This is a genomic window from Caloramator proteoclasticus DSM 10124 (genome assembly GCF_900129265.1).
GTDB classification, from domain to species: domain Bacteria; phylum Bacillota; class Clostridia; order Clostridiales; family Caloramatoraceae; genus Thermobrachium; species Thermobrachium proteoclasticum.
The window spans coordinates 1-13,929 of the sequence record NZ_FQVG01000062.1 but is presented as its reverse complement, the minus strand read 5'-3'; the positions used below and the strand labels follow the sequence as shown (position 1 = coordinate 13,929).

Here is a 13,929-nt window from a genome sequence, read left to right as displayed (position 1 = left end):
TCGATATCTTCGACTTGTAGGTGCTAAAATACATATTATTTTAGCAAACACTGCGTGTAATATAGTAAGGATGGTCAACTTAATTATGCAGCAAAAGGCCACCCTTAGCTTTGCTACGCCCTAAAATGAGGAAATAATAAAAATAGGGCTCAAAACAAAGCCCTATATAGATTGAATTAACAAATATTACTATATTTTTAATGCTACGCATTTTACATTAATAACTTTTTATGCATTTTATTAAATTAAGTTGAATATTTATAAAAAACGTCATTAAAAGCCACTATTTTTTCGGAGCTCTTCTCGGCACAGGACGTGCCGAGCCGAAGCGGCCATCAGGACGATGGCATCGCGAGGGTAGGACTTTTTCAAACAAAGAAAAGCTTAGAACTGCTTAGCAAAATGAACTGATGCCCAAGAAATCCTTCATGGGGCTAATCAATATATAATCTTTTCAACAGCAAGAAGGAGTAGAAAATCCTACTCCTTCTTATCTCCCTTATATAAGCTGTCCACAAGAATAGCAATTGCATTATCCCCTGATACGTTACAAGCTGTACCAAAGCTGTCTTGTGTTATATATAGTGCTATCATAAGTGCAAGCTGAGCCTCTGAGAAACCAAGCATTGATTGTAGTATTCCAAGTGCCGCCATAACCGCACCACCAGGAACACCAGGTGCCGCAACCATTGTTACACCAAGCATTGCAATAAATCCAACCATCTTAGAAAACTCAACAGGCATATTGTTTAGCATCATAACTGCAATTGAACAGGATGTTAATGTTATTGTACTTCCTGATAGGTGTATTGTTGCACATAGTGGAACAACGAATTCTCTTATTCCCTTTGATACTCCCATATTTTCTGAACATTGTAGGTTAACTGGGATTGTAGCAGCTGATGATTGTGTACCTATTGCTGTTAGGTATCCTGGGATTTGTTTTTTAAGTGTTGTAAATATATTTCTTTTTCCTACTGAACAAGCTACTGTATATTGGAAAAGTATTATTATTAGATGTGCTGCGATTATTATTAAGAATACCTTCCAGAATACACCAAGTATTCTTCCAACTTCACCTGCATATGTCATATTTGCGAATATACCCATAATGTGAACTGGTAAAAGTGGTACTATTACGTTTCTAATTGTTTTTTCCATTATCTTTTGGAATTCGCTTGCTATATTATATAGTGTCTTTTCCTTTATTGCTGCAATTCCAAGTCCAAGTAAGAAGGCGAGTATAAGTGCTGTCATAACTCCCATAACAGGAGGCATATCAATCTTAAAGAATGGTGCAAGAAGCTTGTCCTCTGGGTTTCCAGCATCGCTTAAAACCTCAGCAGTGTGTATAAATAGTGGGAAGAAGGACTTTGCAACAAAATATGCAAAGAAACCAGCAATTAGTGTTGAAATATATGCAATTGCTGTTGTAAGTCCAAGAAGCTTTCCAGCACCTTGTCCAAGGTCTGCAATACCTGCAACAACAAATCCTAATATTATTAGAGGTATACAGAAGCCAAGGAAGCTACCAAAGATAGCATTGAAGGTAGCAAGTAGCCTTACTACTGGTGCGAAGGTAAACTTACCGATTAAAATACCAAGTATGATTGCAATAATGAGTCGTGGTACAAGTCCAAGTTTTTTCATTTTATCCCTCCTAAAATGTTAACTTTTATACATACATTTTACTGAAAATTTAAAATTAAGTCAATTAAAAAAATAAGAAAAATATATAAATATGTAGTTTCATTGGCGAAAAAATGCAGTTTAGAGAAAATAGACCCATAATATGGTACTGATAATGCAAATAAATGAAAGATGATACAATAAAAACATCAAATTTCTAACAAATATACAAATGAAACAAACTTAATTTTATAAAAAAATAATTTCAATTTTGCACTAAAGTTTTTTAAGAGCCATACGAAAAAATAAATAGATAAAAACAAACAACAAAAAAATAAAAAAATTTTTAAAAAACCCCTAAAGTTTATAAAAACCTAAACGAAATATTAAGTAGAAAATAAAACACAAAACTTTCGGCCGAAAGGTTAGTGTTTTAAAAACACAAAGGGCAAGGATGCCAAAAAAACAAAAATCAGGGAGGTATGTAAAATGATAATCAATCACAATCTTAATGCGATGAACGCACATCGTCAGTTGGGAATCAATACTGTAAATGCTGGAAAGTCAATGGAAAAGCTATCATCAGGTCTAAGAATAAACAGAGCTGGAGATGACGCAGCAGGACTTGCTATTTCAGAAAAAATGAGGGGACAAATTAGAGGCCTTGACCAAGCTGCAAGAAATGCACAAGATGGTATTTCATTAATTCAAACAGCTGAAGGTGCATTAAATGAAACTCATTCAATTCTTCAAAGAATGAGAGAACTTGCTGTACAAGCTTCAAATGATACAAATGTTACAGTTGATAGAGACGCTATACAAACTGAAATGAATCAATTAGCAAGAGAAGTAAATAGAATTGCAGATACTACTCAATTCAATACACAGGACTTGTTAAAAGGTTCTTTTAGTGCAAATTTACAAATTGGGGCAAATGAAAATCAATATTTAAATATCGATATTAAAGATATGAGAGCGACAGGAGCAGTATTAAATATAGCAACAAATGCTGTTACAGATGCTTCTGTTAAAGAAGTAGCAGTAGTTAATAAAAATAATGATGTTATTACTGGTTCAACAGATATAACTGTTTCAAATACCATATCAAGGGATATGGATATTAAAGTGAAGGTATTAACAGCTCCAGATGGCTTAAGTGATAATGGTTTATTTGAAGTAACAGTTAATGGTGTAACAAAAAAATTTGCAGCAGATAGTAATGATACTGATTCTAAATTGACTATAGATGGTAGTCAGTTCGGAGATTTATTTGGATCAGGCGAAAGCATAGTAATTAATGCTCAAGATGATTGGACTGCAGACGATGAGTATAATATAAAAATTGAAGGTAAAAAAGATGATATTACAGGTCCAAATGTAAGTACATATAATGATGCTAAAGCAGCAATAACTAGAATAGATAATGCAATTAACAAAGTTTCAGAAGAAAGATCAAAACTTGGTGCTTATCAAAATAGATTAGAACATACAATTAATAATCTTGGAACATCATCAGAAAACTTAACAGCAGCTGAATCAAGAGTTAGAGACGTAGACATGGCTAAGGAAATGATGACATTCAGCAAGAATAACATCTTAGCTCAAGCTGCTCAAGCAATGCTAGCACAAGCTAACCAACAACCACAAGGGGTTCTACAACTATTAAGATAATAAGATTAATTAGGAGTCAGGGGAGGTATCCTCTGGCTCTTTTAATATTTGAAAGATAGGTGTTAAGATGAGAACGATTATATCTTTTATTGTTAAGCATGAAACACTAATGGGCTCAATTATAGGGGCATTATTAGCTGCATTTTTTGGTATATTAACACAAGTATGGTTAGATAAAAAAAGAGAAAAAGCAGAAGCTAAAAATATTACTGAATTAGTAAAGTATGAAATGGATTTGAATTACCAATTAGCAAAACAAATGGCAATAACAAAAGAAGGCGTATATGAATTTAAAACAGACTATTATGACAGATTTCTAGATAAAATAATGCTAATAAATAATGATATGATAAAAAGCAAGATATTAGATATTTATATTGATTTAAAGTTATATAATGCTGGAATTAATTCACAATATGGTTTGATTATTAAAAAAATTAGAGAATTAAATCAGGTTTCTAAATGGGGACTAAAAATAGAAACTGAAGAAGAATTAAATAGAGAAATTTCAATTTATCAAATGAAAAAAAATAATGGAGAAATAAAGGAGTTGGAATTAGCTAATTATCAAGCTAAAGATAAAAGAGGATATTATGGTATAATATGTAGTATAGATAATCTAAGTAATAAAATAGAAAGAGTTTTTAGAAATAACAATTAAACTGTGGAACAGTGCTACAAATTTTAAGTGACAATAATCCATGAACATGGAAAAAAGAGTAAGAAAATAAATTGAATATATAGTATCTTAATAAAAAGGAGCCTGATACCATGGACATAGCTGCCCTATCAATCAACCTAAACCAATCAAAAGTAGCCCAAGAAACAAGCCTTGCAGTAATGAAACTTGCAATGGAAACAGGTAAACAAACAGCAAATGAACAGGTTAAAATGATAGAAAAAAGCAAAGATCCAAACTTAGGAAAGGTAATTGATAAAAGTGTGTGAGAAGGAAAAATTAATAGAGGAACTTCAGAAAGTAAAACACAGAATACAAATTCTTGATATGATAGAAGAACGTCTGTTAAAGATGAGAGAGTTAGCTGTTAAAGCTGCCGAATATGAGCTAAGTAAACTTGAAAGAGATGAAATAGGGAGGAGTATTCAACAGCTTCAGCAGGAGATAATGTTACTTGAAAAGGAAAATACTGAAGTGCAGTAGAAGACCTGAAAAGGGTCTTTTCTGGCTATTTGTCGATAGTTAGGGTGGATAATTTGCTATTTTTGATTTGAGATAGTTTAAAATTAGTAAAACTAATAAAAAGCTCAATATTTTTTATTAATTTCATATTTATTAGACATATTTGAACGATTAATTGATACGAAAGTTAGAAGCCTTGAGAAATCAGGGCTTTTTTGCTTTTTTTGATGCCAGCCATATCACATATAATAATGGCTCTTTGTCAATAGTTGGGGCGGGTATTCGATTAAAATGCCTGTCCTATTATGATTTTTTAAAAAAATTGAAGGAAAATAAACTTTAATGTAGAAATATTAAAATATTGAAAGAATTAGTTTAAGGAGGCAGGAAAATGTCAACAGCAAATGTAGGTTTTGAAGAACAGCTTTGGAAAGCGGCAGATATATTAAGAGGTAGTATGGATGCAGCAGAATATAAACATGTTGTATTGGGATTACTGTTTTTAAAATATATATCTGATAAATTTGAGATAAAGTATAACCAGCTTGTAGAAGAAGGTGAAGGTTTCGAAGAAGATAGAGATGAATACGAAGCTGAAAATATATTTTGGGTTCCAAAGGAAGCAAGATGGGAGAATATTAAGAACAATGCAAAGGATCCTAGAATAGGACAAATAATAGACGATGCCATGCTTTTAATTGAAAAAGAAAATCCAATATTAAAAGGTGTAATGGATAAAAGATATGCAAGACCTGAGCTTGACAAAAGAAGATTAGGTGAGCTAATAGATCTTATTTCAAATATAAAGCTTGTTAAAGAAGGTCAAAAGGACATTTTAGGTAGAGTATACGAGTACTTTCTAAAAAAGTTTGCAGAAAAGGAAGGTAAAGGTGGCGGAGAATTCTATACTCCTTCTAGTGTTGTTAAAACTTTAGTTGAAATGATTGAGCCATATAAAGGGAGAATATACGATCCATGCTGTGGCAGTGGTGGTATGTTTATTCAAAGTGAAAGGTTTGTAGAAGAACATCAAGGTAAGATTGATGACATATCAATTTATGGTCAAGAGCTTAATCCTACAACATGGAAGCTTTGTAGAATGAATCTTGCCATACATGGATTAGATGGTGATTTAGGTCCATATAATGCTGATACATTCCACAATGATTTACATAAAAACCTGAAGGCTGATTATATTTTGGCAAACCCTCCATTTAACATAAGCGAGTGGGGGCAAGAAAAGCTTTTAGAAGATGCACGATGGAAATATGGTATACCTCCTGCAGGCAATGCAAACTATGCATGGCTTCAACATATTATTTATCATTTAGCACCAAATGGTGTTGCGGGAGTGGTGCTTGCTAATGGTTCATTAAGCTCAAATACTTCGAATGAAGGCGAAATAAGAAAGAATTTAATTGAAGAAGACCTTGTTGATTGTATAGTAGCACTGCCTGATAAATTATTTTATACAACAATGATTCCAGCATGCCTTTGGATATTAAACAGAAACAAAGGAAACAACCCCAAATACAGAAGCAGGAAGCATGAATTCTTGTTTATTGATGCAAGAAAACTTGGACAGCTTGTAGATAGAAGGCATAGAGAATTTTCAGATGAAGATATAAAAAAGATAGCCCAGACATATCATAATTGGCGAAATATAAATGGCAATTATGAAGACATAAAAGGTTTTTGCAAATCAATAAACATAAATGAAATACGTGAGCATGAATATATCCTAACCCCAGGAAGATATGTAGGTATAGAAGAGATAGAAGATGATGGAATAGACTTTGAAGAAAAGATGGAGAATCTGACAAGTGAACTATCAGAGTTGTTTGCCAAATCAAGACACCTTGAGGAGGAGATAAAGAAGAACTTGAGGGGGTTAGGGTATGAGTTGTAATAATTCTTTTCAAACCAATTATTTATTTAGTCCTATTTATTATGCTGATGATTGGAAATGTAAAATATTATATGATTTAGCAACATGGAAGAATGGGCTAGCTTTTAAAAATAAGGATTTTAGCAAGGCGGGAAGACCAATAATTAAGATTGCTGAGCTTAAAAATGGTATTACGCCACAAACAAAATATACAAATAAGTTTTTTGATGAAGCAGCTTTACTGAAAAAAGGGGATTTGCTTTTTTCTTGGTCTGGAAATCCAGATACATCAATAGATGTGTTTTGGTTTGATTTACCAGAAGGATGGTTAAATCAGCATATATTTAAAATAACAGTTGATGAAAGAATAGCTGATAAAAAATATTTTTATTATTTACTTAAATACCTAAAACCGAATTTTAAAGCTATTGCTTCAAATAAACAAACTACAGGATTAGGTCATGTGACTATAAGTGATTTAAAAAATATAATTATTAAACTCCCTCCCCTCCACGAACAAAAAGCTATAGCTAAAATCTTATCTGACCTTGATGAAAAGATAGAAATAAACAACAGAATAAACAAAGTATTAGAAGAAATAGCCCAAACTATATTTAAACGATGGTTTATAGACTTTGAATTTCCAAATGAAAACGGAGAGCCATATAAATCAAGTGGCGGAGAAATGGTTGATAGTGAATTAGGACCTATTCCTAAGGGGTGGGAGGTAGTTGAATTAGGTCAATTTATAGAAATAATTAATGGATATTCTTATAAGAGTTCAGAATTAATGGAATCAAATACTGCTTTGTTGACTATAAAAAACTTTGATGTTACTGGAAATTTTAAAATAAATGGATTTAAAGAAATAAAAATATCTGAGAAAGTTAAGGAAAAACATTATTTAGAATTATTTGATGTAGTAATCGCTTGTACTGATTTAACTCAAAATGCAGAAATTATTGGTAATGCTATTATGGTTATGACTAAATCAAAATATAAAAAGTTAATTGCATCAATGGATATTATAAAAATAGTTCCAAAATCAAAGAAAATAACTCAATACACATTATATATGATACTTAAGGATAATAGATTTAAAAAATTTGCATTAGGATTAACATCTGGGACAACAGTTTTACATTTAAATAAAAAAGGAATATTAAATTATAAGGTTGCTCTGCCTATTGATAGTTATTTATTAGAAAAAATTAGTTGTTTTATAGAGCCTTTAATTAAATATATGTCTGAAATTTATAGCGAAAATGAAAGGCTTTCCCAACTTCGCGACACTCTTCTTCCAAAGCTTATGTCTGGTGAAATTAGGGTGCCTTTGGATGAATATAAATAATTAAAGAAAGGAATATAATGATGGCTGATGATATGAAAAATACAATAAAAGAGCTAACTTTAATACTTATGTACCTAACATCATGGAAGGAAAATGAATTTGGAATGGAATATCTAAGAACATGGAAAGGCTATGATTTTGACATTTTAAATGAGCTGACAGATGAAGATTTAATTGGTGGTTCATATCGTTCTAAATCAGTTTACATCAAAGAAAAAGGAGAAAGGCTTGCAAAAGAATTATTAAAGAAATATGGAATAGAAAATATTTAAGGTGGTGGTTCAATGAGCTTTTCAGATTATTTTACAGAACAGCAACTTGAAAATGCAGCAATAGAAATACTTGAAGAACTTGATTATGAACATCTTTATGGTCCAGATATAGCACCAGATAGTGATAATCCTGAAAGAGAAGATTATAGAGAAGTAATATTAAAAAATAGAGTATTAGATGCACTAAGAAGACTTAATCCTACTTTGCCAGAGGATGCAATAGAAGAGGCATATAGAAAGATAATAACCTTCAACAGTCCAATACTTGAAGAAAACAACAGATACTTTCATAAACTTATGGTTGAAGGAATAGATGTTACATTTAAAAAACAAGGGATAATAAAAACAGAAAAGGCATATATAATTGACTTTAAAGACATAGGCAACAACGAATTCTTAGTGGTAAATCAATTTAGAATTGAAGAAATAGAAAAAAGAAGGCCAGATGTAATAATATTTGTAAATGGTATTCCACTTGTTGTAATGGAACTAAAATCATCAACAGATGAAAATGTGGGAATAGAGAATGCATACAATCAAATACAAACATATAAAAGAGATATACCCACCTTGTTTTACTACAATGCTTTTATAGTTATCACAGATGGTATAAATGCAAAAGCAGGGACAATAACAGCAAACTTTGAAAGGTTCATGAACTGGAGAAGTATAGATGGCATAAATGTAGAGCCTCTTAGTATCCCTCAATATGAAATCCTATTAAGAGGTATGTTAAGAAAGGATAGGCTTCTTGATATAGTAGAAAACTTTTTAACATACCAAGAAACAAGTGCAGCAGACTATGATTCAAAGGGAAGAAAGATTGGGGAAAAAATAAAACTAAATAAAATACTTGCTGCATACCACCAATATTTTGCTGTAAAAAAAGCAGTAGAAAAGACAGAGATGTCAATAAATTCGTCAAATAAGAATAATAAAAAGATCGGCGTTGTATGGCACACACAAGGATCAGGTAAAAGCTTTACAATGGTATTCTATGCAGCACAGCTTATAAAAAGATTCAACAACCCAACAATAGTAGTTGTAACCGATAGAAACGATCTAGATGATCAGCTTTATTCAACATTTTGTGGGGCAAAGGACATATTAAGACAAGATCCTATCCAGGCTGATGTAAGAAAACTATCAGATGAGCAAAAGGAAAATAACAAAAAAGAAAATACAAAAATTATCTATGGATTATTTGACCTTTTAAATGAAAGAGAAGCTGGAGGGATAATATTTACTACCATTCAAAAATTTAAGCCAGAAAAAGGTGAAATGCCAGCACTGACAGATAGACACAATGTAATAGTAATTGCAGATGAAGCACATAGAAGCCATTATGGTTTTGATGCAAAAACAGATATGGAAACTGGAGATGTAAGATACGGCTATGCTAAATATATAAGAGATGCACTACCTAATGCTTCGTTTATTGGCTTCACAGGGACACCTATAGGAATAGAAGGAGAAGAGGGTGAAAAGTCAACTAAGGATGTGTTTGGGGATTATATAGATATATATGACATGACAAGAGCAGTTGAAGATGGAGCAACAGTAAAAATATATTATGAAAACAGAATAATAAAGCTTGAGGCAGACGAAGAAGAACTAAAGAAAATAGATGAAGAATTTGAAGAACTTATGGAAGGGCAAGAGGACGAAATAAAGGAAAAATATAAAGGGCAATGGTCAAGATTAGAGGCAATAGTAGGCTCACCAAACAGATTAAAACAGCTTGCACAAGACATTGTAAACCACTTTGAAGAAAGATTAAAGGTTATAGATGGGAAAGCAATGATTGTATGTATGAGTAGAAAAATTTGCGCAGATCTTTATGATGAAATAATTAAGCTAAGGCCAGAATGGCATAGTGATGATTTAACTAAAGGAAAGATTAAAGTTGTAATAACTGGTGATGCATCAGATGAAGAAAAACTTCAAAAGCATCTAACAGGTGGTTCTCAAAGAAAGGAAATACTAGCAAAAAGAATGAAGGATGTAAATGATGAACTTAAAATTGCTATTGTAAGGGATATGTGGTTAACAGGATTTGATGTCCCGTCAATGCACACAATGTATATAGACAAGCCAATGAAGGGACACAACCTAATGCAGGCAATAGCAAGAGTAAACAGAGTATTTAAGGATAAGCCGGGTGGAGTAATAGTTGACTATATAGGAATATTTGAAAGCCTAAAGAAGGCACTTAAGGTTTATACAGAAAGTGATAAAAAGACAACAGGAATTGATACTTCCGTTGCAGTATCTGTAATGGTAGAAAAACTTGAAATACTTAGAGATATGTTCTATAAATTTGATTATTCAGGATATATAAAAGGAACTCAAGCGGAAAGAATAAGAGCTATAACAGCAGGAATGGATTTTGTTCTTGGAATGGATGAAAAGGACCAAAAGGAATTTAAAAATACAGTTGTAGAACTTGCTAAAGCTCATTCACTTTGTGCATCTACGCAGGAAGGAAGAGATGCAGCACTTGAGGTAAGCTACTTTAAAGCTGTAAAGGCAAGCCTCGTAAAACTTGAGAATAAGTCAACAAATAGGCTTTCAAAAAGAGAGATAGAGCATAGAATAAATCAGCTTCTTCAAAAGACAATAATATCAGAGGAAGTAATAGATGTGTTTGATACATTAGGACTTGAAAGACCTAATATATCAATATTGTCAGATGAATTTTTAGAAGAAGTAAGAACTATAAAATATAAGAACCTTGCTGTTGAAATGCTAAAGAAGCTTTTAGAAGGCAAGATAAAAGCAATAGAAAAAAGAAACATAGTAAGGTCTGAAAAGTTTTCAGAAAAGCTCGATAAGGCATTAAATAAATACAAGAATCAAGCAATAACAAATGTAGAAGTAATTGAAGAACTTATAAAACTTGCAAAGGAAATACAAAAGGCAAGGGAGGAAGATATGAACCTTGGCCTTTCAGAAGATGAAATAGCCTTTTATGATGCCTTAACAGCAGATGATGCAGTAAAGTTATTTATGAGTGATGAGGTTCTAAAACAAATAGCACATGAATTAACAGAAGCTATAAGAAGCAACATAACGGTTGACTGGAGCAAAAGAACAATGGCAAGGGCAAAGATGAGGACGATTATAAAAAGGCTACTTAAAAAGTACAACTACCCACCAAAGCAGGCAGAAAAGGCAATGGATATAGTAATGAAGCAGGTTGAAAAGATGTGTGAAAATGAAGTAGATGAATTGGAGGAAGATGATTACATAACAACAGAATTAGTAGCTGAAGGTAGAGATGAGTATAAAATTTGAAGTATTTAGTTTTTAAATATAAGTTAAAAAGTGCAGGTGATAATTTTGGAGTTTAAAAGAAAAAAGCAAGATGAATTCTTAGTTATTGAGAGTTCAAGTAATAGGAAAAAGATAGGAAGAAATGATTTGTGCTATTGTGGTAGTGGTAAAAAATATAAAAATTGCTGTATGAGAAAAGATGATGAGATAGAAATACTTAGGAATCGATTTGAACAAATAGAAGAAATAACAGATAAGTATTTTAGTGTAAATGAATATATAGAGCATTCAGGATATCCAGTAAATAATATAGATTATTTTTTAATTGAAGTATTAAATATAATGGGGTCGTTATTGTATAAATTTGATATAATAAATAGTAAACAACAAAAGGAAATATTATTTGTAATGTTTAATAAGGCTAAGGAATTTATGAAAACATGTGAAACTTGCGAAAATGAATGTATAAAAAATCCTATGAAAGAAATTAGTTTTAAATGGATGATAGAAAGAGGACTTGAACTAAATAATTTGCCAAAAAGGCTACAAAAACAAACGGCACTAAACTTTTTCTACATAGAATTTACCAATTATATGGCGAATGCTATGTTTACAGAATTAAAAAATATTATAGATGAAGAAATGGCAGAATTAATATCATCATATTTCTATGGTTCATTTTTAGATTATATAAATGAAAATTGCTATGAGGAATGTAATAATGAGTGTATATGTGAAAATAATAGAAATGCTTATTGTAAATTTTGTATGTTAGGTGAAAAAAGATTACCCTGTCCTAAAAAAGAAGAAATTGAATATGAAGCAATTAAAGCAACACCAGATGATATGGAACATTAAAATATCAAGCCATAGCCTAATCGAATTAAGGTTATGGCTTTCTTATCATCTAAAACTCATAACAAAATCAGAAAACCTTTCTTTAAATAAAGATTCAACCTTAGAATACATACCTAAATGCCCATATTTTTTAACATTATCAAAAATATAAATTGAAGCCTCCTCAGAAACGTTGCACAAGGATTGAATCATAGAAGGCGTTAGACAATGAATATTTTTAAGTAGTGCAATTGGAGCCAAAAGCTCTGCAGCAAAATATAGTAATTAATTTTCAGAATAATTTATAATAATCGACAATTTTTGATTTTATCTGATGTAAAATAATATTATAATTTACATAAAGGTGAAAAGTGGAAACCATCAGGTTATTGTATGATAATATAAACTGTCTATTAAGGGGATGATATATTGGCGGGTAACCGTTCATTTAAAGATTATGTGGCAGAAAGATTCTATAATGAGATATTTGCTACCATACAGAATTATGTAATCGAAAACAAGGATACTATAGATTTATGGCTATACAGAGTTAGAAACATTGGTGAAATTGAATTGTCAGATATAGAAGTAAAGTTTGTTTCTGTGAGTGATTTACCAGAAATGAAAATAGAATTTGATATTGTTGTGGAAGCAGAACTGGAAGTTAGAGAGTCAGATTATCATTACGATGAATCAGAAAATTGTAGACAGTGGTTTCAACTGAAATGTTCTGGGGATTTGAAGTGCAATTTAGATGACTTTATAATTTACAGTGTAACGGATTATACAAGTAAAAATAAGCAGCCCAAACCTATGTCAGATTCACTTGTGCCATTTATTTATAGTGAACAATTAGAATCTGTTGCTACAGAATTTCTACGCAAAAATTATCCAGAAGCATTAAAAACTCCAATGGCAGTTGACCCACAATTATTGGCAGAAAAAATGGGTCTTAAAATAGAAATTAGAGATATTACAAAGGATTTTACAGTGTTTGGACAAATTTTTTTTCATGATTGCGAAGCAGAATTCTATGATAAAAACAGTGATAAAATGGTTCAAACTCATGTAATTGCTAAAACTATTTTTGTAGATCCGAAAGTATACTTTCTACGTAACCTTGGATCTGTTAATAATACCATTGTTCATGAGTGTGTTCATTGGGCTCTACACAGAAAGGCATTTGAATTGGAAAGGTTATATAACAATAGTGTAACAAAAATAAAATGTCAAGTAGTAGGTGGGATAAAAGATAGCAACAGAGATGCAACTGACTGGATGGAATGGCAGGCAAATGCACTTACCCCAAGGATTCAAATGCCAATTTCAACATTTAAAGAAAAGGCATTTGAACTTATAAAAAAATATAAACAATCATTGCAAACAGAAGAAATAATAGACGTAATGGAACCAGTTATTGATGAATTGGCTTTATTTTTTGGTGTTTCAAGATTAGCTGCTAAAATTCGAATGATTGATGTAGGATATGAAGAAGCAATAGGAACTTTTACTTATATAGATGGCCATTATGTTAAGCCACATTGTTTTAAAAAAGGTTTTTTAAAAAGAAATCAGACTTTTTCAATTAGTGCAATAGACGCAGCTATACAAAGTTTTATTGATCCAGAATTATCTGCTTTGATAAAAGAAGGTAGTTACGTATATGTAGATTCACATTTTGTTTTAAAGCATCCTAAATATGTAACAAGAGATGAAAATGGATATGCTATATTAACTGATTATGCAAGAACTCACATGGAAGAGTGCTGTTTAGTTTTTGATCTATCAATTAAATCTGGATTTAAGGAAAGTTATCATAGTGAGTGTTTTCTAAATCGTGATAAAGGTTCAAATATAGATTTTG

General features: G+C 31.4%; 11 protein-coding genes. 10 read left to right on the top strand and 1 reads right to left on the bottom strand.

Translation table 11 applies throughout. The annotated features are described in order from the left end of the window. Window positions 1–480 precede the first annotated feature (480 nt). On the bottom strand, window positions 481–1,650 hold the full coding sequence (locus BUB63_RS11535) for a dicarboxylate/amino acid:cation symporter (RefSeq protein ID WP_073249916.1): 1,170 nt from the start codon (window positions 1,648–1,650) through the stop codon (window positions 481–483). A 468-nt stretch (window positions 1,651–2,118) separates the two neighbouring features. On the opposite strand from BUB63_RS11535, the gene BUB63_RS11530 reads away from it, so the two are divergent. The 10 genes from BUB63_RS11530 to BUB63_RS11485 form a co-directional block, all read left to right on the top strand. Then, the gene (locus BUB63_RS11530; protein WP_073249914.1) at window positions 2,119–3,300 is read left to right on the top strand and encodes a flagellin N-terminal helical domain-containing protein; all 1,182 of its coding nucleotides are present in this window, start codon (window positions 2,119–2,121) and stop codon (window positions 3,298–3,300) included. A gap of 67 nt (window positions 3,301–3,367) precedes the next feature. Next, on the top strand, window positions 3,368–3,961 hold the full coding sequence (locus tag BUB63_RS11525; RefSeq protein WP_073249912.1) for a hypothetical protein: 594 nt from the start codon (window positions 3,368–3,370) through the stop codon (window positions 3,959–3,961). A 110-nt stretch (window positions 3,962–4,071) separates the two neighbouring features. After that, on the top strand, window positions 4,072–4,248 hold the full coding sequence (locus BUB63_RS11520; protein WP_073249910.1) for a YjfB family protein: 177 nt from the start codon (window positions 4,072–4,074) through the stop codon (window positions 4,246–4,248). Then, window positions 4,232–4,462 (top strand): hypothetical protein, encoded by a 231-nt coding sequence (locus tag BUB63_RS11515; protein WP_084106768.1) that lies wholly within the window; start codon window positions 4,232–4,234, stop codon window positions 4,460–4,462. The genes BUB63_RS11520 and BUB63_RS11515 overlap by 17 nt, the downstream gene beginning before the upstream one ends. A gap of 370 nt (window positions 4,463–4,832) precedes the next feature. Beyond that, on the top strand, window positions 4,833–6,350 hold the full coding sequence (locus BUB63_RS11510) for a class I SAM-dependent DNA methyltransferase (protein ID WP_073249908.1): 1,518 nt from the start codon (window positions 4,833–4,835) through the stop codon (window positions 6,348–6,350). Continuing rightward, window positions 6,340–7,680 carry a restriction endonuclease subunit S gene (locus BUB63_RS11505; RefSeq protein ID WP_073249906.1) on the top strand — a complete coding sequence of 447 codons (1,341 nt, stop codon included), beginning with the start codon at window positions 6,340–6,342 and terminating at the stop codon, window positions 7,678–7,680. Before BUB63_RS11510 ends, BUB63_RS11505 begins: the two co-directional genes overlap by 11 nt. 17 nt (window positions 7,681–7,697) lie before the next feature. Continuing rightward, window positions 7,698–7,952 (top strand): DUF6429 family protein, encoded by a 255-nt coding sequence (locus tag BUB63_RS11500; protein WP_242947373.1) that lies wholly within the window; start codon window positions 7,698–7,700, stop codon window positions 7,950–7,952. Window positions 7,953–7,964: 12 nt separating this feature from the next. Continuing rightward, window positions 7,965–11,249 carry a type I restriction endonuclease subunit R gene (locus BUB63_RS11495; protein WP_073249902.1) on the top strand — a complete coding sequence of 1,095 codons (3,285 nt, stop codon included), beginning with the start codon at window positions 7,965–7,967 and terminating at the stop codon, window positions 11,247–11,249. A 45-nt stretch (window positions 11,250–11,294) separates the two neighbouring features. Beyond that, complete coding sequence (locus BUB63_RS11490) at window positions 11,295–12,086, top strand: YecA family protein (RefSeq protein WP_073249900.1); 792 nt, start codon at window positions 11,295–11,297, stop codon at window positions 12,084–12,086. A 408-nt stretch (window positions 12,087–12,494) separates the two neighbouring features. Beyond that, window positions 12,495–13,929 (top strand): ImmA/IrrE family metallo-endopeptidase (locus BUB63_RS11485; RefSeq protein WP_073249898.1); only part of this gene is annotated, 1,435 nt, incomplete at its 3' end.